Source organism: Enterococcus sp. LJL51 (assembly GCF_054871795.1).
The window spans coordinates 52276-75712 of record NZ_JBTXLW010000015.1 but is presented as its reverse complement, the minus strand read 5'-3'; the positions used below and the strand labels follow the sequence as shown (position 1 = coordinate 75712).

Genomic DNA, 23437 nt, shown 5'->3' with positions numbered 1-23437 from the left:
CTTCTAGTGCCCCGCTTGTTTTTTATTTAGCAGCTTTGCAGCTCCCGCTTTTTCTTGATATGAATCCAATAACGAAAAATCAGAAAACCAATAATAGTGGTTAAAGTAATCAGTCCGCCGGCATAGAAGCTCATGGAACGGTATACCATAGCGATGGAATAGGTTCCCTCATCTAAAGGAATCGCCATCATATTGCCCGCCACAGCTACCTGTTTTACTTTTTTTCCGTTGGCTTTAATCAGCCAGTTATCGTCGTAAGGAACAGATAGATATAGTAGTTGATTTTCTTTTTTTACCGAAATATTGCCGAAAAGCTCGCCTTTTTTTGTCCACCGTAAATCTATTGCTTGTTTTTTCTTAGCAGCAGTCAGGGTGGTGAACAGCTGCTGATCCAGTGTCGCCAGCTCTAGCCCCTTGAGGGTTAGTTGTTTGCTGCTGCTTAGCTCTAAAACAACCAGTTCATTTTTTGAAAAATAACCTAAGTTAAACAGTTGATTTGTATGAATGAACATCGATGGACTGATTTTTTTACCATTAACAGTCAGGCTTTCTATTTTTGACCAGTTGATATTTGGTAAATAAAAATACAGTTCGCCGTCTGAAACAGGATTAATCTCCAAGTGATAGCTTTTCTTATCTTTAGAAATAATTTCAGCCGCTTTTTTTGTTGTTTTAAAATAAGGTTCCTCATTTTTTTGAATTGCCTGAAGCAGGTTTTCCTGATTCACTAATGGCTTGTTGGCAGCTAGGTGGACCTTTTCGAAGCTTTCAGGCACTAAAAAACCTAAGCCAACAGCTTCCTGATTTTGGTAAACAAAGGTTTGGTTATTTTCTGACAGCAATTCTCTTTCATCAGTTTTTATTGGGGTTATCTGATGAGTGACATTAAACAGGAAGTTCACTACCTGGGAATCATCCACATAACCAATCCGGCGGTCATTTTTTTGGAAAAGACCAAGAGCGGCTAATGTATCCTGAGTGTCTGAATGCAGTGTGGAAGTATAGCTGGAAATGCCGGAATAGCCGTAAAGAATTGAATCGTTATAGCCATTATTCTTTTCTAGATAGCCTGCCTTTTTAGAATCAACAGTATGCTTGATTCTAAAAAGGTTCTCACCTTCAATCGTGCTAAGCACCTTAGCCTGTTCTTTGTAATTTTGTTCAAAGGCCTGCTGATTACCAAAAGGAATTTCCTTCAAGGAAATCCAATAGTTACCACCCAGCTCTGCAAAAATCGTAAAGACCATAAAGGCTGCTGCTGTAGTTTTCAGCCAGCGTGATTTCGCTGTTAGCTGAATATAGTTAAACAAGAAATAATAACACCAAACAAGGACTAAACTAATTGCTGGGTAACTATAAGACAGCAAAAACTCTCGGTTGAATAAGTAAAGAGCCGCATAACCTACAATCAAACCCGTCGAAAAAATAACGGGTGCTTTTACAGGTATTTTTTCTTTCGATCGTATTCTTAGGAAGGCTTCATAAGCAAATTTGACCATGATAAAACTAAAAATAAACGTATTGCGGTATGGGAATCCTGCTGGACTCTGAAACATATGCCAAAAAGTATTAAAAAGCTCAATCCAAAAACTTAAAAATAAAAGGACTGTTAGGTAGAGAGCAAGTCGTTTTTCTTTTTTTGAGATTGACGGCAATAAAAAGTAAGTCAAAAACAAAAGAACAATTAATAGACCAGAAAAAACAGTCGGCAAATGATCCAGTCGTAAATTGAAGTCTACATTGCCGATACCAAACTGTGAAAAGAAAGAAAGACCAAATTTAGGGTAAGGCAGAAACGTCAGCAGACTGAAAGCAGTTTTCTTTGTCTGAAGCATACCTTCCAGTGCAGGTAGTAGAATAAAGCTGGTAGACAGACCTGAAAGAATGGAGGCAATAAAAAATACTTTTCCTTCACGGACAAAACCTAAAAATGAAGTTGCAGCATTTTGTTTTAAATACAAATAAATACTGTAGCCAACGGCAAAAATACAAACCATGTAACCTAGATAGTAATTTGTAAAAATAGTTAGAAAAAGTATAATAACATACATTGTAACGCGTTTATCGTACCAGAGCTTCTGTAAACCTAAAGCGAGCAAAGGAAACAGAATCAATGCATCCAGCCACATAAAGTTAATGCTGTAAGCAGCTGTAAAGCCGCAGAGACTATAAGCAGTAGAAAAAATCCAGGTATAGGATGAAATATCTGTATATGTTCTTTTCAAATAGTAGAACATAGCGCTGCCAATACAGGAAATTTTTAAAGTAATAATCCAAACAACTGCTATCGGCAGCTGCTCATAGGGAAACAAAAGTGCTAAGAAATTGAACGGACTTAGCAAATAATACGAGCTTAGTGGGAAAATTGTATCACCAAGACCATTAGAGAAAGAATAGAAGGTCATGTTGCCTTCTTCAACAAATCGTTTGAAATTACTTAAAAATGGTAAATACTGACTGCCAAGATCGCTTGCCAGTAAGTTATTGTTTCCAAATGGTGCAACTCCTAAAATAATCCAAAGTATAATAACAATAGTAAACGGAAGTAAAAAACTACCAAGAATCAACCCTTTTTCCTTTAACTTCATCTATTTTTCACCTCAATCAAACAGTTAGTTAAGTCATCAATTACCTAGTTTATTTGTTCATACTGACATCTAGTGTAGCATGGGAACAAAAATTTCTGCAAAAATTATGAAACAGTTGAGAATAAATATGAAATAAATCATTTTTGCATTAAGAAGGATACTTATTACTAGACTTAACAGTTGTTATTTTATCACAGCTCTGTTTTATCCATGAGGATATTTAGACAGATTTGCTTTTTTTTAGAGAACTTAAGTAATTCTTTAAAAATTCTGATAATTTTTTGCTTATTATTGTTTCGCGGATAATAAATGTCGTTGAGAAAATTTTTCAGTAAATTTTCTTTATTAGTGAAATCATTGGAGGCTTTCGCTATAATAAGAGGTGCGAGGTGGCGAAAATATGTCAATAAAAATAGAAGAAGCTATAGCATGGATTCATAGTCGGCTGCCCTTTGGCTCACGTCCAGGTTTGGAACGTGTAAATGGGCTGTTGGAGCGTGTTGGAAATCCGCAGAAAAAAGTCTCTACGATTCATATTGCAGGAACGAATGGTAAAGGCTCTACAGTAACCTATTTAAGGTGTTTGCTGGAGGAAGCTGGCTTGAAGGTCGGTACGTTTACTTCTCCTTATATAGAAACATTCAATGAACGAATTGCTATTGATGGAATAGGAATACCTGATAATCAGCTCATTACTTATGTAGAAAAATATCAGCCGATTGTTGTAGCGATGGATGAAATACCTGAAATCAGCGGTATTACAGAATTTGAAACACTAACGGCAATGGCCTTTGACTATTTTTTAAATGAGCAGGTGGATGTTGCTATTATTGAAGTTGGCCTAGGCGGATTAATGGATAGTACGAACGTTGTTGAGCCTTTGCTCACAGGGATTACAACCATTGGTATGGATCACACGGATATCTTAGGAGATACATTGGAGAAAATTGCCTTTCAAAAGGCGGGCATCATAAAAAAAGGCATCCCTGTTGTCACTGGAAAAATTGAAGCACCCGCTTTAGCGGTTATTGAAGAGCAGGCTGAGCAACAAGATGCAGCTATCTATCGTTTTGGGGCTGCTTATGACGTTATGTATCAGCATCTAGATAAAGAATGGGGCGAGGTTTTTACCTTTCAAGATCAAAATGGGAAAATTAAAGATTTAAAAACGCCTTTATTAGGCCGTCATCAGACAGAAAACGCCGGCATGGCAATTGAACTGTTTGCAATCTTTTGCCAGCTGACTAAGCAGCCCTTTCAAACGCGAACTATTCGCCAAGGGCTGATGAAGGCCATTTGGCCTGCCCGTATGGAGCGAGTTAGTGAAGAGCCGATGATTGTATTGGATGGGGCACATAATGATCATGCCATTCGCCGGCTGGTAGAGAATCTGGAGAAGGAGTTTAAAGATCGGTCAATTCATGTGCTGTTCTCATCCTTATCAACCAAAAATGTAGATCAGATGATTCGACTGCTGCAGCAAGTACCGAATATCCATATTTATTTAACTACATTTGAATATCCCAAAGCTGTCAATCTTTCAGCACTTGAGCACTTTACTGATGAAAAAACCGAGATTGTCTCTCTTTGGCAATTTGGGCTAGGAGAAATTCTCGAAAAGATGACAAATGAAGACATGCTGCTGGTCACTGGGTCACTTTATTTCGTATCACAGGTACGGGATTTATTAATGACAATAGGAGGAAAGAATGAAAAAATTTGACGGTGTTATTTTTGATATGGATGGTCTTTTGTTTGATACTGAAATGATTTATTATCAATCCTCACAAAAGATTGCCGACATTATGGGGTTCACTTATACAAAGGAGCTATACCTTGAGTTTTTGGGTGTTTCCGACGAAGAGGTTCAGGAGAACTACCATCGTATTTTTGAAGCACACGGTAAAGAAAAAGTAGAAGAATTTATTCAGCGTTCGTATGCAGATACGTTAGCTGCATTCAAAGCCGGTCAGGTACCAATGAAGCCTGGTGTAATCGAATTGTTGGATTACCTTGAAGAAAACAATATTCCGAAGATTGTTGCTTCAAGCAACGTTCGGCCTGCCATTGAGCTTTTGCTTGGAAATGCCGGTATCAGTGACCGATTTCAACAGATTGTATCCGCTGAAGATGTTAGCCGGGCGAAGCCAGACCCTGAGATTTTTCAAAAGGCAGCCGGATTACTCGGTACTAAACCGGAAAAAACACTGGTTCTTGAGGATTCATCCCATGGTGTGAACGCCGCTTACGCCGCAGGTATACCGGTAATTATGATTCCTGATTTGCTGCAGCCTGATGAGGAGTTAAAAGTGAAAACACTAAAAGTATTGAACAGTCTGAATGATGTACCAACCTATCTAAGCATCTGATAGAAAAAACAGCTCCTTTGCGTATCTTTTATTAGAGTACGAAAAGGAGCTGTTTTATGGAAAAGAAACTATTTATTCACGAAATGCCAGAGGATTGTCTGCCGAGAGAGCGGTTGGAAGCTGTCGGTGAAAAAGCATTATCCAATCAAGAGCTCTTGGCGATTCTGTTGAGAACCGGTTCAAGAGAGAAAAATGTGATGGAACTGGCATCTATTATTTTGAAGCATTTTAAACATCTGTATGAACTAAAAAATGCGTCACTTCACGAGATGATGTCTATCAAAGGAATTGGCAAGGTTAAGGCAATCGAGCTAAGAGCTGCTGTTGAGTTCGGTTATCGACTACAGCAGAGCAGTCCGGTGAAAATGGGTAAGATTTCATCCAGCTATCAAATTGCCCAGGAGCTGATTTATGAGATGAGAGATTTTCAACAGGAGCATCTGGTCTGTCTCTACCTGAACACAAAAAATGAAGTGATTCGACAGGATACTGTGTTCAAAGGCTCGCTAAATCAGAGTATCGCTCATCCTAGAGAGATATTTAAAGGAGCAGTAAAGTATTCAGCAGCCCGAATTGTTTTAGCCCATAATCATCCGAGTGGAAATCCTACACCTTCTCAAAGTGATATCCTGTTTACACGGAGAATGCAGGAGTGCGGAGAAATGATGGGAATTGAGCTGCTGGATCATATTATTGTCGGTCACAGCGGATACATTAGTATGCGGGAAGAAAATTTTTTGAGGGGTAACTAATTACATTTCTTGCAAAAATAAAAAAGCGCGTGTAGAATAAACTTGTAATCTTGTTTGGGACAGTATAGAAGTTTTTATTGATTAAAATCCTCTATCGTAAACGGGCAAAGTTACAATTATTTCAGTGCTTAAGCACGAGGAGGAACAGGTAATGGAACAAGGAACAGTAAAATGGTTTAACGCAGAAAAAGGGTTTGGCTTTATCTCTCGTGAAGATGGAAGCGATGTATTTGTTCATTTTTCAGCAATTCAAGGTGACGGCTTCAAAACTTTAGAAGAAGGTCAAGCAGTAACTTTTGATGTTGAAGATTCAGATCGCGGACCTCAAGCGGTAAACGTTGAAAAACAATAATATGTCCATTCGAAACACCTGATGTTCATTCAGGTGTTTTTTTGTAGAAGAAAAAGGGTACATGCTAAATTGCGGGAAAATAATCATTATAGAACCAAAAAAAATACCGCGGACTCGACCTTTCAGTTGAGTTCGTGGTATTTAAAATTTCTAATCATTAACTGTCATAATCATTGGTAAAATCATTGGGTGACGTTCTGTTTTTTCAAAGAGATAAGGCTGTAACGTAGCGGTAATGGCTTCGCATAGCTTAGCTTCTGTACAGTTACTGTCTTTCAGCGCTTCACGAAGTGCATGGAACAAGAGCCGCTGTCCTTCATTAATCATGTCTCCGGATTCACGCATATAGACAAAGCCGCGGGACAGAATATCAGGACCAGCCTGAATGATTTTATTTTTGATATCAACTGTGGCAACGGCTAGGACAAGACCTTCTTCAGAAAGAATACGTCTGTCTCTCAAGACGATATTTCCGATGTCGCCAACACCATTTCCATCTACATAAACATCGCTGGCATTAAAGTGACCAGCTGAATGAGCACTCTCTGCAGTTAAGGCAAGAACATCCCCGTTTTCCATAATAAAACAGTTTTCTTCGGGAACTCCCACATCCATTGCTAAGGAAGCATGGATTTTCAACATTCTAAATTCACCATGAACAGGAACAAAAAATTTAGGCTTCATAAGGCGAAGCATGAGCTTTTGCTCTTCCTGACCGCCGTGACCAGAAGTATGGATATTATTGATTTTACCGTGAATCACTTTTGCACCAGCTTCTGAAAGTAGGTTAATCAGCCGGTTAACACTAGTTGTATTTCCGGGAATAGGCGAGCTGGAGAAGACAACCGTATCTCCTGGCTGTACAGAAATCTGCCGATGAGTTCCGTTGGCAATACGGCTCAGAGCAGCCATAGGCTCTCCTTGAGACCCAGTACATAGAATCATTGTTTCATTTGCTGGAAGCTGATTAATCTTAGAGGCTTCCACAAATGTACCGTTGGGCACATTGATATATCCCAGACGTTCGCCATTCACAATGGCATTTTCCATACTACGCCCAAATACAGCGATTTTTCTCCCAGTTCGGACAGCAGCTTCAGCAGCCTGTTGTAAACGAAAAATATTTGAAGCAAAGCTGGCAAAGATAATTCTACCTTCAATCTTTTCAAAAATTCTCATGATTGAAGTACCGATTGTTTTCTCGGATTTTGTAAATGTTGGGATTTCAGCATTTGTACTATCGGAAAGCAGACATAGAACACCTTCTTCACCGATTTTTGCCATACGATGGAGATTGGCTGGTTCTCCTACAGGCGTGAAGTCAAACTTGAAATCTCCTGTGGCAACGATATTTCCCGGAGGTGTTTTGACAACAATTCCCAAAGCATCCGGAATACTATGAGTTGTTCTAAAGAAGCTAACTGATGTTTTTCTGAAACGAATCACGCTGTCTTCGTTAATTTCATGAAGCTCTGCATCACGGAGTAATCCGTGTTCATCCAGCTTATTGGTAATCAATGCTAGAGCAAGAGGTCCAGCATAAATAGGAATATTCGCCTGTTTTAACAGGAAAGGAACACCGCCAATATGATCTTCGTGTCCGTGGGTGATAACCAATGCCTTTACTTTTGTCAGATTTTGGATGATATAGCTGTAATCAGGGATAACATAATCAATTCCCAACAAATCATCCTCAGGAAATTTGATTCCTGCATCAATCAGGATAATCTCATCCTGAAACTGTACACCGTAAGTGTTTTTGCCAATTTCGCCAAGACCGCCGATACCGAATACACCCGTCTCATTGTTTTTTATATTCACTCTCATAGGTTAAAACTCCGTTAATTTAAACTCAGCATGCTCTTGCTCATAAGTTAAATGATTTCCTTCAAGAAGCTGAATAAATTCAATGTTGTACAGGGTATTATCTTCGACTAGCTGACGCACTGCCACTTCACTTTCGCCTTCAACGTAAATAGACAATGTATCTTCTCTTTTTGGGTTTCTTGTTTTAGTTTCCTGGTAATAAACTTTAAAAATCATAATTATATTCTCCTCCATACATGCTTATGCATGCTTAATTTATTATTTTTAGTATCTATAAAATTTCGACACAACAAAACGAGGTGGTCCTCCACCCTATTCAGTATTTGCCATCAAAAACATTGAGTTGATGATGAATGGAGTCTAGCCTTACTCCATTATATGTAGAAGAAATTCAACCGTCCTGTGTGTTGTGGGTACAACAATTATTGATATTTTATCATAGAACAATTAAGAAGTATAGAAAGGACGATTATTTTATAGAGAATTTAAAAAAGGCAGCAAGCGATGTCTAAGAACTATGACTGTAGATATTTTCCTAATCTCACTGAAACGTGAAAAGCTGTATCAGAAAAATTAAAAAACAAATGATAAAAGATTAAATCATTTGTTTTAAATATGAAGATTTACCATTGGGTTATTTTTGTGCTATAGTGAAAGCACTGACCTAAAATTTGAATAAGGAGATGATTATTTGAAATTGATGTGGCGCTACACGATGAGATATAAGAAGCTTTTGCTTGCAGATTTCATTTGTGTATTTGGGTTTATATTGATTGAATTGGGGCTGCCGACAATCTTAGCACGCATGATTGATAACGGAATACAAAAGAACGATTTTGATTATGTAAAGCAGCAGGGACTACTAATGATTATTATTACTGTTGTCGGTGTGATTATGAATATCATGCTGGGTTATTTTGGGGCGAGGATTACAACCAATATCATTCAGGATATTCGAAATGATCTTTTTGAAAAAATTCAGTCATTCTCACATAGGGAATATGAAACGTTGGGTGTTTCTTCATTAATTACCCGAACAACCAATGATGCATACCAGATTATGCTTTTTATGGGCAATGTTCTGCGAATCGGTTTTATGACACCGATGATGTTTGTTGTCAGCCTAGTTATGGTGGTCCGTACAAGTCCATCGCTTGGTATTTTTGTTTTAGGAGCATTACCGATTCTGCTTTTGGCCGTAGTTATGATTGCTAAGGTCTCTGAACCTTTATCTAACAAGCAGCAGAAAAATCTAGATGGAATTAATAGTATCCTTCGGGAAAACTTGTCTGGGCTGCGTGTGGTTCGAGCCTTTGTGAATGAAAAGTTCGAAGAGTCCCGCTTTAAAAAAGTCAATGAAAACTACACCAGCAGTTCGAAGAGTCTCTTCCGGTTAATGGCTGCTGCTCAGCCGGGCTTTTTCTTTCTATTTAATATCGTAATGGTATTAATTATTTGGAATGGGACACTTCAAATTGATGCCGGCAGCTTAGCGGTGGGTGATTTGATAGCCTTTATTGAATATATCTTTCATGCACTGTTTTCTTTTATGTTGTTTGCCAGCATGTTCATGATGTATCCTCGGGCTGCGGTATCTGCTCGAAGAATACAAGAAGCATTTGATATGGATCCTGATATCAAGGAAAATCCTAAAGGAGTTACTGAAACACAGCAAAAAGGCTACGTAGAATTTAAAAACGTAACCTTTGCTTATCCAGGCCATGCGCAAAGTCCGGTTATTCGGGATGTGAGCTTTACAGCGTCCCCTGGCGAAACCGTTGCCTTCATTGGAAGTACAGGGAGTGGGAAATCAACCTTGATTCAATTGATTCCAAGGTTTTATGATATTTCTGAAGGTCAAGTGCTGATTGATGGTGTAGATGTGCGGGAGTATAATTTAGCTGCATTGAGAGAAAAAATTGGTTATATTCCGCAAAAAGCACTTCTTTTCACTGGAACAATTGCTGAAAACCTTCGTTATGGTAAGGAAGATGCGACGATGGAAGAGATGGAGCGTGCAGCGGATATTGCCCAGGCTTCTGATTTTATTTCGCAAAAACAACTAGGCTTTGACGAGCTGCTGTCAGAAGGCGGCGCAAATTTCTCTGGCGGACAGAAGCAGCGGTTATCAATTGCTCGTGCCGTTATCAGAAATCCTGAAATCTATATATTTGATGATAGTTTTTCTGCGCTGGACTATCAGACTGACGCTAAATTGCGTGCCCGTTTGAAAAAAGAAACAAAAGAATCTACGGTTCTGATTGTTGCCCAACGTGTGGGAACAATTATGCATGCCGATAAGATCATCGTATTAGATGAAGGAAACATCGTGGGAATGGGAACCCACAAGGAATTACTTGAGAACTGTCCTATTTATTATGATATTGCAGCTTCTCAATTGTCAGAGGAGGAATTGGCATGAAAAATGGGCTTTCTTCCGTTAAACGTTTAGGGAAATATATAGGACCTTATAAAACGCATTTTATTTTGGTCATTATTTTTACAGTCTTAACAGTCGCATTAAACGCGGCAATGCCATATGTTTCAGGGCTTCCGACAACGGAAATAGCTAAAAATATTTCCAATGGCGAATCGATTAACTTCGAGTATATCAAGCAGTGTCTGGTTTGGATTTTGATTGTGGGACTTGGCTATTGTATAACACAGTTTTTATCAGGCTACCTGATGACTAATGTTGTACAGCATTCGATGAGGGATTTACGGCGGGATATCGATGAAAAAATTAATCGTCTGCCGGTTTCATATTTTGATAAAAATCAGCAGGGGAATATTCTTTCACGTGTAACGAATGATGTGGATGCAGTAAGCAATGCCTTCCAACAAAGCTTCATCAATATTATTTCTGCTGTACTAGGAATTGTTATGGCGGCATCAATGATGTTTTATATCAATATTCGTCTAGCGTTGATTTCTATGATTATGATTCCATTATCTATCTTCATATCACAGACAATCGTTAAAATTTCACAGAAATACTTCCAAAACATGCAGAATGCTTTGGGTGATATGAATGGTTATGTACAGGAAAATATGACTGGCTTTAGTATCTTAAAGCTTTATGGCCGGGAAAAGCAAACCCTTGAAGGATTCAAGGAAGTAAATGCAACTTTACAGAATTATGGGTTTAAAGCAACGTTTATTTCTGGGCTGATGATGCCGCTGGTTCAACTGACAGCTTATGCAACGTATATTGTGATTGCTGTTCTGGGAAGTCGGGATGTTATTTTGGAGATTATTGCTGTTGGTCAACTACAGGCAATGATTCAATACATCTGGCAAATCAGCCAGCCTATGGGAAATATCACACAATTATCGGCTGCGCTGCAAAGTGCCTCAGCGGCGACCAAGCGTGTGTTCGAGATTCTTGATGAACCAGAGGAAATCGTAAATTCTCAGGATGTTCCTCTGCCAGCTTCAGTAGAAGGCGATGTGTTGTTTGAAAATGTTAGCTTTAGCTATGATCCGAAAAAACCATTAATTCGTGACTTAAATTTTGAAGTGAAGGCTGGACAGACAGTTGCTATCGTTGGACCAACAGGTGCCGGGAAAACTACCCTAATTAATCTGTTGATGCGCTTCTATGATGTGAATGAAGGGGCTATAAAAATTGATGGTGTGGATACGAAACAGATGAATCGCAGCGATGTCCGCTCTGTTTTTGGCATGGTTCTCCAAGATGCCTGGCTTTATCAGGGAACAATCGCGGACAACATTCGTTTTGGAAAGCTGGATGCAACTGATTATGAAGTTGTTGATGCAGCAGAGACGGCCAATGTAGATCATTTTATTCGTACAATGCCTGACGGCTACGATATGGAAATCAATGCAGAGGGAGATAATGTCTCACTAGGGCAGAAGCAGCTGCTTACGATTGCCCGCGCAGTAATTTCTGATCCGAAAATCTTAATCTTGGATGAAGCGACCAGTTCCGTGGATACGCGATTAGAAGCGTTGATTCAAAAAGCTATGGATAAGGTTATGCAAGGACGTACTAGTTTTGTAATAGCTCACCGCTTATCCACAATTAGAGGAGCAGATTTGATTCTCGTAATGAATCAAGGAGAAATTATAGAAAAAGGTACCCATGAAGAATTGCTAACACAAGGTGGTTTTTATGAAAAACTGTATAACAGTCAGTTTGCAGAAGACGGTGATTATGATTAAAGAATAGAAAAAAAGGTCGCTAAGGTAATCGCACTATCTGGTAAAGCTAAGGTGGTTACCACAAACCTTCGAAGAATGGAGAAGATTCAAAATCCCATTTATGCGGTGCTAAGGACTGAAGTCTAGTCATTTTGACTAGACTTCAGTCCTTTTTTATTTAGAAAGCAAGTCTGGAATTTGCTATACTAGAGTGAAAGAAAGAAGGGAAAATGATGACGAAAGAACAAGGTTTCATTGCAGAAAGTGCAGATGTTTACGGTGATGTTCGGCTGGCAGAAGATGTGAGTATTTGGTATCAAACAGTATTGCGGGGAGATAATCAGACAATTGAGATAGGAAAAGGCAGCAACATTCAGGATGGCACAATCATTCATGTAGATCCGCAGGCAGCGGTGACCATTGGAAGCTATGTAACAATCGGACATCAGTGTATTATTCATGGCTGTGAGATAAAAAGCGGAGCACTTATAGGTATGGGTAGTATTTTATTAAATCACTCTGTCATCGGTGAAAACAGTTTGATTGGGGCCGGGTCACTAGTAACAGAAGGGACTGTGATTCCGCCAAATGTTCTAGCTTTGGGACGTCCTGCAACAGTCATTCGTCCGTTGACGAAAGAGGAGATTGCTAAAAACAAAAGGAATGCGGATCACTATATTGAATTGGGAAAGAAGCATCAAAATGGGGAGTTTCAAGCAGTCAGGAACTAAAAAGATAGGATTGATGCAAACAGAAGCAGACTAATCGGAGAATTTAGGAATAGGTGTTAAAATGGAAGCAGAAGGAGAGGGTAGCGATGTATCTAAAAATTACAGACCAGGCACAGAAAAAACTTTCCAGCTATGTAAACGAAAATACAATAGTCATTCTAGACATGGATGATGGGGCCGGTGAATATTCCAAAGTTGGTTTTTGTTCTTTAGACATGAGCTTTCGCATTCTGATTTTAAATTCTTCACAGTCTAAGAAGGACTATGATGCGTTGGTGGAAAGCAGTATTGGGGATATCTATATAAAAGATTATTCTAAGCGCTATCTTGACGAGGAAATGACACTGGATTTCGATCAGCGGCTGCATACGCTGAATCTTAAAACGCCTAGCGGAACATTGGACAGTAGTGTGCAGATTGTTGACTTACGGCCAGAACGAACAACAGGCTAACAGGACAAAGTGCATGGTGTCTATCATTAGAGTATTTATCTCCGTATTTTTTAGCTTATCTTGCGGTAGTAGTACCATGTGAAGCGAGTGGGACATGACCTCAATGAGTTATATCCTACTCACATGGAATCCGGATAAACAGTGGGAGCAGTAGCACATACCAGCATTAAACTGCGACGAGTAACCGCAGGAGCACATGCCTTACTACCCGTCTGCGACGAGTAACCGCAGGAGCACATGCCTTATTACCATCTGCGACGAGTAACCGCAGGAGCACATGCCTTATTACCATCTGCGACGAGTAACCGCAGGAGCAAGACCTTCGGAAATAAGCCGAAACTCACAAAAATTTGGAGAACACCAGATAGGAATCAGTCGACATCGACTAGCTCACATTCGTGTTTCCTGTCATTTTCGTGAATTTCTTCTTATTTTCTCGGGACTAAACACTTCTGTCCCATCCGCCTATTGAAAAAAGATGTGCCATTTATCGAACGGATAATGGCGCATCTTTTTTAGTTTTATAATAAGCTGTTGTCCAATAACGGGCTAGTACATTTATTATTCAGGTCTAGTTAAGTCAAAAATAGTGCCCATTTGTGTATAGGAATTGCCAGCCAAGCGGGCAACTGGTCGAAATGTCTCCGGCAGGATATACTCGGATTCTTTATCAAAAATTGTCTGATCAAAGTAAAAGTCCGTAACCTCAGCAATAATCATATCAGTCACGATAGTGCCTGTATGATTTTGCAAAGGAATATGCTGATGCAGCCGGGCCTCCATCCTTAACTTGGCTTTTTTGATTGCTGGCACGGAGACCGACTGACTAGGGATTGTGTCAAGCGCATTTACGACCACTTCACTTTGATCAACAGGCAACGAAGCAGCAGTTTGATTCATCACTTCAACAATTTCCTCATCAACAAGATGAATAACTAACTCATGGTTTTCAAGAATATTTCTCGCTGTGTCCTTCATCAGTCCGTTTTTTCTTAGAATAGCCAGACTAATGAGCGGGATATCCGAAGCGGCGGCATTAAAAAAACTGAAAGGAGCTGCATTAACTACATTATTGTCCTGATTCAGCGTTGTTACCCAGGCAATTGGTCTGGGAATAATACTGCCGGATAAAAACTTATATTGTTGCTTTTTTGAAAGCTGATTACTAGAATAATGCAGCATGCGTTTCACCCTTTCGGCTTTATCTTTGTTCGTTGGCATCTGTAGTATCAAAAGGACGGACGAAAGCTTCAATCTCTTTTCTTTTTGGTTCTAGAAATGGTGGAAGGGAAAGCTTTTCACCGGCATTTTCATACGTTTCATCCTGTAAAAATCCGGGGCCGTCAGTAGCAAGCTCAAATAGAACATGTGGTGCGGCCATAAAGTATTCAGATTCAAAATAAAAACGCTCAACAAAGCCAGAGTTTGGAAATTCTAGTTTATTAATTTGGTCAATCCAAAAACGCAGAGCTTCTTCATCAGCAACACGCAGTGCCAAGTGATGCACGTTTCCAAAGCCTTCAGAAGCTTTAGGCAAATCATCACGGTGCTCTACGATAATGCTGGCACCATTGCCGCCTTCACCAATTTCGAATAGATGAAAACTGCCCTCAGCATCGATTAAATGAAAGCCTAAAACCTCAGTCAGAACCAGCTGCATATGCTCAAAATTTTCAACAGTGACAAAGACGGGTCCTAAACCAACAATTGCGTGTTCAGCTGGAACATTACTGTTTTTCCAAGGAACACCAGCAGCTACACCGGTATTCTTTTCATCTGAAATCAGCTGGTAACGCTGACCGTCAAAATCTTCAAACTCTACATAGCTTTTTCCAAAACGCTCCTGAATTTCTCCATGATCAATTTCATGTTGATTAAGCCGATCAATCCAATAAGTCAAGGAAGCATCATTTTTTACACGGAATGAGGTTCTGGAAATGGAGTCTGTTCCTTTAGTTCCTTTAGGGATTCCAGGGAAATCAAAGAAAGTCATATCTGTTCCTGCACTCCCCAAGTCGTCTGTGAAATATAAATGATAGGTTTCAATATCATCCTGATTTACTGTCTTCTTTATCAAGCGCAAACCGAGAATATCAGTAAAGAAGCGATAAATTTTTTCAGCACTAGATGTCATTGCTGTTACATGGTGAATTCCTCTAATTTGTGTATCCATAAATAGTACCTCCAACTGGTTCGATTTTTTTAACTTACTAAAAGTAAGTATAATGGCAAATGAAAATAAAAGCAATAGATAGGTCTTGGCTATTTTATTTCTCGTTAACAAGAAATAAGTGTGCTACGATAAGGATAACAATTGGAGGGATAAAGATGAGATATAGCGCACTCTTGTTTGATTTGGATGGTACGATTACTGATTCTGGTAAGGGGATTATCAATTCTGTTACCTACGCATTGAAGAAAATGGAGGTAGCAGTTTCACCGCAGGATAATCTGCGTTCTTTTATAGGGCCGCCTTTAAAAGATTCTTTTATGACGAACTATGATTTGGACGAAACTGCTGCTGAGAAAGCTGTAGCCTATTATAGGGAGTATTACAGGGAAACAGGAATCTACGAGAATACTGTTTATGAAGGAATTCCAGAGGTTTTAAAGCAATTGAAACAAGCAGGCTGCCAACTCTATATAGCAACGTCCAAGCCTGAGCATTTTGCACGCCAGATAGCAGATTACTTTCAGCTCACCGATTTTTTTGAAGGAATCTATGGAGCAAGTATGGACGGTATACGTTCGAAAAAAGGAGATGTGATTCGCTATGCGCTGAATAACGGGAATATTAATCCGGCAGAGGCAGTAATGATAGGGGATAGAGAGCATGACATATTAGGTGCAGCGGAAAATAATCTTCCAGCAGTCGGCGTATTGTATGGCTATGGCAGCAAAGAAGAATTGACAGTAGCTGGGGCATATAAAATACTCTCTAAGCCTGTTGAACTAGCTGATTTGCTTATCTGAGTATTATAGACAAAAATCCTGAAAGATAATCTCAGGATTTTTTTATGTTCAATAAAATCACATTCGTTATTTTTTTGGAAGTGTTAATTTTTGAATACTTAATAGAAAAAATAGAATTTTTTTGACAGTAGTGGAGCCTTGCTTACGTAAGCGTAACCAATAGTTTGCTCACTAATTCTCAATTTTTTCGATAAAATCTCGATATTTTGATAAAAGTAATCCCTTACATTGAGTTATAATAGAATAACAACCTTTAACATGAAATGGAGGAATTTTTTTAATGACAAAAACAGTTATTGTCGGTACCAATCACGCAGGTATTGCAGCAGCAAACACGTTATTAGACACGTACAAAGATCAAGAGGTCGTAATGATTGATAAAAATACGAACTTGAGCTATTTAGGATGTGGAACTGCTCTTTGGGTAGGACGTCAGATTGATTCTTACGAAAATCTTTTCTACACAAAGAAAGAAGATTTTGAAGCTAAAGGTGCAACTATTCACATGGAAACAGTAGTTGATCACATTGACTTTGAACAAAAGATTGTTCATTGTAAAAAGCAAGACGGAGCAGAATTTTCTGAGACTTATGACAAGCTGATTTTAGCAACTGGGTCGGCTCCTATCTCTCCTGATATTCCAGGAAAAGAGTTGAAAAATGTTGAGTTCCTGAAACTTTTCCAAGATGGTCAGGCCGTGGATGCAGCAATGGCTCAGCCAGGTGTGGAAACAGTAGCAGTTATCGGTGCAGGCTACATTGGTGTGGAAATTGCTGAAGCAGCGAAACGCCGTGGCAAAAACGTTCTGCTTTTTGATGCAGCAGACCGCTGCCTGCCGAACTATTATGATAAATGGTTTACTGATGATATGGATAGGGTATTATCAGATAACGGTGTGGAGCTTCATTACAATGAACTGGCCAAAGAATATAAAGGCTCAGAGAAAGTAGAAGCTATTGTGACGGATAAAGGGGAATATCCAGTAGATTTAGTAATTAACGCTATTGGCTTCCGTCCAAATAATGAACTTGGCAAGGATCATTTGAAATTATTTACTAATGGTGCCTATTTAGTAGACAATCATCAACAAACAAGTGATCCAGATGTTTACGCAGTAGGAGATTGTGCAACCATTTATTCTAATGCTGTACAAGCAACAACTTATATCGCTTTAGCAACAAATGCGGTTCGTTCAGGGATTGTCGGTGCTCACAATGTCGGCGGTACACCGTTGGAAGCAATTGGTGTTCAGGGATCAAATGGTATTTCAATTTTTGGTTATAATATGGTTTCAACAGGGTTAACTGTGCAAGAAGCTGAAAAAGCTGGCTTTAAAGTGAAATATACAGAATTTGAAGATACACAAAAGCCTGGCTTTATGAAAGAAAACAATAAAGTGAAAATTCGGATTGTTTATGAAGAAGAGTCACGTCGAGTGATTGGTGCTCAGCTGGCATCCTATGAAGATATTTCAATGGGAATTCACATGTTCTCACTGGCAATTGAGGAAAGTGTAACAATTGATAAGCTGAAATTGCTGGATATTTTCTTCCTGCCTCACTTCAACCAGCCGTATAACTATATAACAATGGCAGCATTAAGTGCAGAATAGGAACAGATAAAAAGCGGGAGATTATCCCGCTTTTTTATCTGCCCTGTAAAAAAGAATGTTAAAACCGTTTTTTCTTTATATGGTGAGAGTAGACAGTAGGATATTCAGAAGCTTTTTATTTCGAGTTTGGGACATAAGTAAATGCCTGAACTCTTCTTTCTCTAAAATCGGAATAAACGGCGTTCCAGTCTTTGTATGCTTCGAGGATCGCAACAGAGTGAGAACCGTAGACAAGCTTGTAGGAACCTAATGCATTGTCTCGAGAATCGCTAGACTCGTAGAGACAGCAAGCTCACTACACTTTGTTCCGATAGCATCAACTTCTAAGTGCTAAAAGCACTAAGAGTTGAAGTTCTCGGAAATAAGCCGAACGATCTCAAAAATATGAAAAGCTCCAGGTAGGTATCAATCAACAGCTACTGGGTTCCCTTGTAGTGTTTCTTGACAATTTTCGGATAATCCGTCTTATTGCTGTGAAACACAGCGAGGGATGAGCTGATGTTGAACAGTACCTACTTGGTTCTCGGAGCTAAACACTTTTGTCTCGACCTCGGTTGAAAGGCTTTGCGTAAATAGGAGTAAGCACTTATTAGCTGCCGTTTTTTGTAATTTTACAGGTTTGAAAAATGAGAAATATTACTTAAGCGATGGAAGAAACTGCGCCCGCTCTCCTCATAGTTTCACTAAAAGAATCTTAATTTAGAGCTCTTTTACCTAAAAAAGTTTAAATTTCAAAAACTTTCATGTATAATGGTTGGAGTTATAGAAGTTATTTAAAAAGCAAGGAGGATTAATTTTGGCAAACGATAACCAAAATAATCAAGATCATTCTGATTCTTCCTTTAAAGATCAGGTACTGCGTTCTTTGAGAGGTGACAATGTTGAGAATGACAATACATCTTCTTCTGGAAACAACTATCATAGTGAAGAAACTAATACGCATACTGATTATACTGATAACTCATCAGAGTGGGAGTCTCGGCAGGAAGCTCCCGAAAGCTATTCTCGATCAGCGGCTCACGATACCCGCAGTGGCGGCTATCAATCAGAAAATACAAATGAGAGTGGGGATGAAGTACACCGCACTTCAGAAAATAGAGCAGGTTCTAAAGAAGAGTTTAGACGAACTCGAAAGAAAGAAGACAGAATTGTTAATAAAATAGCATTATTAGTTATTTCTGTTTTGATTCTGGTGATTGCTATTTTCGGTTTTACCTTATACAAGTATGTTGATGATGGATTGAAACCATTGGATAAAAGTGATTCTAATCTAGTTCAGGTTCATATTCCTGAGGGATCTTCTAATAAGGAGATTGGGGCCATACTAGAGGAATCAAAAGTTATTAAAAGCGGTATGGTGTTCAACTACTATATTAAATTTAAAAATCTGACGGATTTTCAGGCAGGCTATTATCAGATGTCTCCTGATATGACCTTGGACGATGTGGGCGAGATGCTCAAAGCTGGAGGAACAGCTGAGCCAACTCAAATTGCGGATGGAAAAGTAACGATTCCTGAAGGGTATGATATTGATAAAATCGGAGATGCAATCAAAGAAAATACTTCGTTTAAAAAAGACGATTTTATTGCATTGATGAAAAATCAAGATTATTTTAACTCGCTTCAAGCGAAATACCCTGACTTGTTGGAAACTGCGGCAACTGCAGAAGGGGTTCGTTATCGTTTGGAAGGCTATCTATTCCCGGCAACCTATGATTACTACAAAGATATTACACTGGAAGATTTTGTAGAACAAATGGTAGCTAAGTCAAACAGTGTAATGGAGCAATTCAAGCCAACAATTCATGCAAAAGGAATGTCTAATCAGCAGGTGTTGACACTAGCTTCCCTCGTGGAAAAAGAAGGAGTCGAAGAAAGCGACCGAAGAAACATTGCGCAGGTCTTCTTCAACCGATTGGCTGCTAATATGCCACTGCAGTCCGATATTTCAATACTTTACGCATTAGGAGAACATAAGGAACTGGTAACCTATGAGGATCTGGAAGTTGATTCTCCATACAATCTCTATAAAAATGCCGGATATGGACCTGGACCTCTAGACAGTCCGAGTGAACAGGCGATTTCCGCAGTGCTGAATCCTGAAGAGAACAATTATCTGTACTTTGTAGCGGATATCACTACTGGAAAAGTTTACTTTGCTGAAACATATGAAGAGCATCAGGTTTTAGTAGACAAATATGTGAATAATACAGAAGAAAATAGTGATTAAGTATAATTTTAGAGTAATTTGTTACGAGCCAAACTATTTACGGTGAGGCTCGTTTCGCTTTGATAAATTTATGAAAGCGGTAGATTTTTTAGAAACGAAAAAAAATAAAAATACACAATTCTTATTTACAATTTTTGGAAACCGTGGTAATCTTTTGTGGATTACAAATGCTGTATATTGTTAGAAACAAATACATAACAAATTGTAGTAATTTAGTAAGGGAGAATCATTATGGTGGAAAAAGTATTTCCTATGACACTTGAAGGAAAAGAAAAGTTAGAGCAGGAATTAGAAGAATTAAAAACAGTTAAACGAAAAGAAATTGTAGAGCGTATTAAGATTGCCCGTAGTTTTGGAGACTTGTCTGAAAACTCTGAGTATGAATCTGCTAAAGACGAACAGGCTTTCGTTGAAGGACGGATCACTACATTGGAAAATATGATTCGTTTTGCTGAAATTATCGATAACGGCGGAGTTGATTCAGATGAAGTTTCTATTGGAAAAACGGTTGCGTTTATGGAACTGCCAGATGGAGACGAAGAAGAGTATACAATCGTAGGAAGTGCTGAAGCGGATCCGTTTTCAGGGAAAATTTCCAATGATTCACCAATTGCACAGGCTTTGATTGGCAAATACTTAGGTGATGAGGTTGCGATTGCAACACCGGGCGGCGATATGCAGGTAAAAATTACCCGTGTAGGCTAAAGAATAGATGAAGATGATAACCGAGGATAGGAGAAATAACTCTCCCATCCTCGTTTTGTTGAAAACTCAGGCTTAAGACCTATAGCAAAATCGTACTAAAGCAACTAATATTATTGTGAGAGACAAGGTATACTAATGACAGAAAGAAAGGGGGAGTAAGAATGAATAATCCATGGAGATTTTTTATTATTGTAGAGGCATTATTATTTGTTTGTGCTTTATGGCAGGTTATACATAACACACCTCTTCTCATCCTGTTGATACTAGGCGTTTTAAGTGTGGTCTTTTCTACAAGAAGACCGCGTAGAAATAACTTTAACAGTTTTTTACTTATAATGGGGGTTATCCTGATTCTAATTGGGGTAATTAACAGTCCGGCTGTTTGGCTGATGGTTGTCTTTGCTATTTTATTTATTGGTTTAAAAGGTGTGGAAGTTGCCGGCATTGATATTACACAGCGGGCTCCTTGGAAGAAAAAGCAAATGATGATTATTGAGACAACGAATGTTGAAAGTAAAAATGGCCGCCGCTTCAAACGTCCCTGGTTTGCCAATGAGCGGATTGGCAGCAATGTGTATGAGTGGGATGATATCAACATCAACGTTCTTTCAGGCGACACAATTGTTGATTTAGGAAATACCTTGTTGCCGAAGGATGACAATGTTATTATTGTAAGAAAAGGTTTTGGCCGCACAAGGATACTTGTTCCTTTGGGCGTAGCAGTTCTGTTGGAGCACTCCACATTTTTCGGCAGTGTGACATTTGAAGACGAGAAGTATCATTTGAAAAATGAATCCTTCAAAATTTACAGCGACAGCTATGATGATAATCCGAGAAGGCTGAAAATCATTACAAATACTTTGTTAGGAGATGTTGAGGTGATCCGTGTATGATAGGTGAGAAGATTTCCCGACAGATGCTGGCAATTTATGCTTCGCTCAGTACATTTTTAGTTGTAGTATTTACGCTGTTTTCCTACTTCTATTCAACAAGACAAAAAGATTGGCTGTTGGAGCTTTTCCGTAGAAAAGTTTTCTACATCCCTTTCTTTTTTCATATTTTACTGATTTCTTTGTTGGTGGGTTTGATTACTTTTCTATTGATTTCTATTGTGCAAAAAGCGCAATATGGTAAAATTGAAGAAAAGCTGCGCTTGTTGGCAGCTGGGAACTATGACAGTCCTCTGCTGGCTAAGCGAATCCCCCATCCGGAAAGCGATGCATATGTTGGCGAAATTGACACGGATATGGGAAAGATTCGGGCTAAATTGCTGGAGATGTCGAAAGAACTTCAGTTGTTAAACAGTCGTCCGCAGATTGTAGATGGCGAAACGAGAGAAGAGATTTTAGAAGCAGAACGTCATCGTCTGGCCAGAGAACTGCATGATTCAGTGAGTCAGCAGCTCTTTGGCGCGATGATGTTGATTTCTGCACTAAATGAGCAGGCTCAAAAATCAGAGGCGCCTGAAATGGCAATGTTCAAGAAACAACTGGCGATTGTCGGTGATATTATCAATGCTTCTCAATCTGAAATGAGAGCCCTGCTGCTGCATTTACGTCCAGTAAGTCTGGAAGGAAAGAGTTTGAAAAAGGGGATTGAACAGCTTCTAAAAGAACTGCAGACAAAAATTAAGATTGAACTGACGTGGGATGTAGAAGATGTTTGTCTGAACAACAGTATTGAAGATCATCTGTTTCGGATTGTTCAGGAGCTCCTATCGAATACGCTGCGTCATGCGAAAGCCCATGAGCTAGAAGTATACATGCATCAAGTTAATGATAGCGTCCTTTTGCGACTGGTTGATGACGGTGTGGGCTTTGATACAAATGAAAACGAGAACAAAGCCGGCAGCTACGGCTTGAAGAACATTCGGGAACGAGTAGCCGGTATGGGCGGTACAATCAAGATTATTAGCTTTAAAGACCAAGGAACGAGTGTAGAAATAAAAGTACCTGTGATAAAGGAGGAGCTTGTAGATGATCAAAGTAATGCTGGTGGATGACCATGAAATGGTGCGCTTAGGTGTTTCTTCCTACCTGTCTATTCAAGAAGATATTGAAGTAATTGGCGAAGCTGAGAATGGAAAAATTGGCTACGAAAAAGCATTAGAGTTAAGACCGGATGTTATTCTGATGGATTTGGTTATGGACGAAATGGATGGGATAGAATCTACACAAGCGATATTGAAAGACTGGCCAGAAGCCAAGATTATTATCGTAACAAGTTTTATTGATGACGAAAAGGTATATCCTGCTATTGAAGCTGGCGCTGCCGGCTATTTATTGAAAACATCTACAGCTCATGAAATTGCCGATGCTATTCGGGCAACTTATCGTGGGGAACGTGTACTTGAACCAGAGGTTACAACAAAAATGATGGAGCGGCTGACAAAGAAACAGGAGCCGGTTCTTCATGATGATTTAACAAATAGAGAATTTGAAATTCTTTTGCTGATTGCGAAAGGGAAAAGTAATCAGGAAATCGCTGATGAGCTGTTTATTACATTAAAAACAGTAAAAACCCATGTTTCCAATATTTTAGCAAAGCTTGACGTAGATGATCGGACACAGGCGACGATTTATGCTTTTCAGCATCAGCTAACAGAGTAGTGATAAAATTGTATAGCATTTAAAAGCAGAAGTGCATGGAGGAATAATAACCCCCTATTGTGCTTTTGCTAAA

20 protein-coding genes are annotated in these 23437 nt (G+C 39.1%); 15 read left to right on the top strand and 5 right to left on the bottom strand.

Annotation, left to right across the window (positions count from 1 at the left end; all coding sequences use genetic code 11):
• Positions 1-26 precede the first annotated feature (26 nt).
• Positions 27-2588: a YfhO family protein gene (locus ACYSNQ_RS13550; RefSeq protein WP_426084109.1), complete on the bottom strand. Its 2562-nt coding sequence runs from the start codon at positions 2586-2588 to the stop codon at positions 27-29.
• Positions 2589-2988: 400 nt separating this feature from the next.
• Here ACYSNQ_RS13550 and ACYSNQ_RS13545 point away from each other — a divergent pair, with 400 nt between their 5' ends.
• The 4 genes from ACYSNQ_RS13545 to ACYSNQ_RS13530 all read left to right on the top strand — a co-directional run bounded on the left by ACYSNQ_RS13545 (position 2989) and on the right by ACYSNQ_RS13530 (position 6061).
• On the top strand, positions 2989-4311 hold the full coding sequence (locus ACYSNQ_RS13545) for a bifunctional folylpolyglutamate synthase/dihydrofolate synthase (protein WP_426084108.1): 1323 nt from the start codon (positions 2989-2991) through the stop codon (positions 4309-4311).
• Positions 4298-4957: an HAD family hydrolase gene (locus ACYSNQ_RS13540; RefSeq protein ID WP_426084107.1), complete on the top strand. Its 660-nt coding sequence runs from the start codon at positions 4298-4300 to the stop codon at positions 4955-4957. The genes ACYSNQ_RS13545 and ACYSNQ_RS13540 overlap by 14 nt, the downstream gene beginning before the upstream one ends.
• A 56-nt stretch (positions 4958-5013) precedes the next feature.
• Positions 5014-5709, top strand: a complete 696-nt coding sequence (radC, locus tag ACYSNQ_RS13535) for a RadC family protein (RefSeq protein ID WP_426084106.1) — start codon at positions 5014-5016, stop codon at positions 5707-5709.
• 151 nt (positions 5710-5860) lie between these two features.
• The gene (locus ACYSNQ_RS13530; protein ID WP_202066772.1) at positions 5861-6061 is read left to right on the top strand and encodes a cold-shock protein; all 201 of its coding nucleotides are present in this window, start codon (positions 5861-5863) and stop codon (positions 6059-6061) included.
• A gap of 150 nt (positions 6062-6211) precedes the next feature.
• On the opposite strand, the gene rnjA is transcribed toward ACYSNQ_RS13530, so the two are convergent.
• Both rnjA and ACYSNQ_RS13520 read right to left on the bottom strand, forming a co-directional pair.
• Positions 6212-7888: a ribonuclease J1 gene (rnjA, locus tag ACYSNQ_RS13525; protein ID WP_426084105.1), complete on the bottom strand. Its 1677-nt coding sequence runs from the start codon at positions 7886-7888 to the stop codon at positions 6212-6214.
• A 3-nt stretch (positions 7889-7891) separates the two neighbouring features.
• Positions 7892-8104: a DNA-directed RNA polymerase subunit epsilon gene (locus ACYSNQ_RS13520; RefSeq protein ID WP_426084104.1), complete on the bottom strand. Its 213-nt coding sequence runs from the start codon at positions 8102-8104 to the stop codon at positions 7892-7894.
• Positions 8105-8579: 475 nt separating this feature from the next.
• Between ACYSNQ_RS13520 and ACYSNQ_RS13515 the strand changes: the two genes are divergently transcribed.
• From ACYSNQ_RS13515 to ACYSNQ_RS13500, 4 genes are all read left to right on the top strand, one after another.
• Positions 8580-10310, top strand: a complete 1731-nt coding sequence (locus ACYSNQ_RS13515; RefSeq protein WP_426084103.1) for an ABC transporter ATP-binding protein — start codon at positions 8580-8582, stop codon at positions 10308-10310.
• Positions 10307-12073: an ABC transporter ATP-binding protein gene (locus ACYSNQ_RS13510; RefSeq protein ID WP_426084102.1), complete on the top strand. Its 1767-nt coding sequence runs from the start codon at positions 10307-10309 to the stop codon at positions 12071-12073. Before ACYSNQ_RS13515 ends, ACYSNQ_RS13510 begins: the two co-directional genes overlap by 4 nt.
• 212 nt (positions 12074-12285) lie before the next feature.
• Positions 12286-12783 (top strand): gamma carbonic anhydrase family protein, encoded by a 498-nt coding sequence (locus ACYSNQ_RS13505; protein ID WP_426084101.1) that lies wholly within the window; start codon positions 12286-12288, stop codon positions 12781-12783.
• A gap of 86 nt (positions 12784-12869) precedes the next feature.
• The gene (locus tag ACYSNQ_RS13500; protein WP_426084100.1) at positions 12870-13235 is read left to right on the top strand and encodes an iron-sulfur cluster biosynthesis family protein; all 366 of its coding nucleotides are present in this window, start codon (positions 12870-12872) and stop codon (positions 13233-13235) included.
• Positions 13236-13796: 561 nt separating this feature from the next.
• On the opposite strand, the gene ACYSNQ_RS13495 is transcribed toward ACYSNQ_RS13500, so the two are convergent.
• Together ACYSNQ_RS13495 and ACYSNQ_RS13490 are read right to left on the bottom strand one after the other, a co-directional pair.
• Entirely contained in the window at positions 13797-14417 is a 621-nt protein-coding gene (locus ACYSNQ_RS13495; RefSeq protein ID WP_426084099.1) for a flavin reductase family protein, read from the bottom strand.
• Between the two features lie 19 nt (positions 14418-14436).
• A complete protein-coding gene (locus tag ACYSNQ_RS13490) occupies positions 14437-15408 on the bottom strand; it encodes a ring-cleaving dioxygenase (RefSeq protein ID WP_426084098.1) in 972 nt (323 codons plus the stop codon).
• Between the two features lie 155 nt (positions 15409-15563).
• Between ACYSNQ_RS13490 and ACYSNQ_RS13485 the strand changes: the two genes are divergently transcribed.
• The 7 genes from ACYSNQ_RS13485 to ACYSNQ_RS13455 all read left to right on the top strand — a co-directional run bounded on the left by ACYSNQ_RS13485 (position 15564) and on the right by ACYSNQ_RS13455 (position 23364).
• Complete coding sequence (locus ACYSNQ_RS13485) at positions 15564-16208, top strand: HAD family hydrolase (protein WP_426084097.1); 645 nt, start codon at positions 15564-15566, stop codon at positions 16206-16208.
• 280 nt (positions 16209-16488) lie between these two features.
• Positions 16489-17820 (top strand): H2O-forming NADH oxidase, encoded by a 1332-nt coding sequence (gene nox, locus ACYSNQ_RS13480; protein ID WP_426084096.1) that lies wholly within the window; start codon positions 16489-16491, stop codon positions 17818-17820.
• Between the two features lie 796 nt (positions 17821-18616).
• Positions 18617-20050 carry an endolytic transglycosylase MltG gene (mltG, locus tag ACYSNQ_RS13475; RefSeq protein ID WP_426084095.1) on the top strand — a complete coding sequence of 478 codons (1434 nt, stop codon included), beginning with the start codon at positions 18617-18619 and terminating at the stop codon, positions 20048-20050.
• A 231-nt stretch (positions 20051-20281) separates the two neighbouring features.
• Positions 20282-20755, top strand: coding sequence for a transcription elongation factor GreA (greA, locus tag ACYSNQ_RS13470; RefSeq protein WP_426084094.1), 474 nt, complete (start codon positions 20282-20284; stop codon positions 20753-20755).
• 161 nt (positions 20756-20916) lie between these two features.
• Positions 20917-21648 carry a cell wall-active antibiotics response protein LiaF gene (gene liaF, locus ACYSNQ_RS13465; protein WP_426084093.1) on the top strand — a complete coding sequence of 244 codons (732 nt, stop codon included), beginning with the start codon at positions 20917-20919 and terminating at the stop codon, positions 21646-21648.
• Entirely contained in the window at positions 21645-22757 is a 1113-nt protein-coding gene (locus ACYSNQ_RS13460; RefSeq protein WP_426084092.1) for a sensor histidine kinase, read from the top strand. The genes liaF and ACYSNQ_RS13460 overlap by 4 nt, the downstream gene beginning before the upstream one ends.
• Entirely contained in the window at positions 22732-23364 is a 633-nt protein-coding gene (locus ACYSNQ_RS13455; protein ID WP_426084091.1) for a response regulator, read from the top strand. Before ACYSNQ_RS13460 ends, ACYSNQ_RS13455 begins: the two co-directional genes overlap by 26 nt.
• Positions 23365-23437 lie beyond the last annotated feature (73 nt).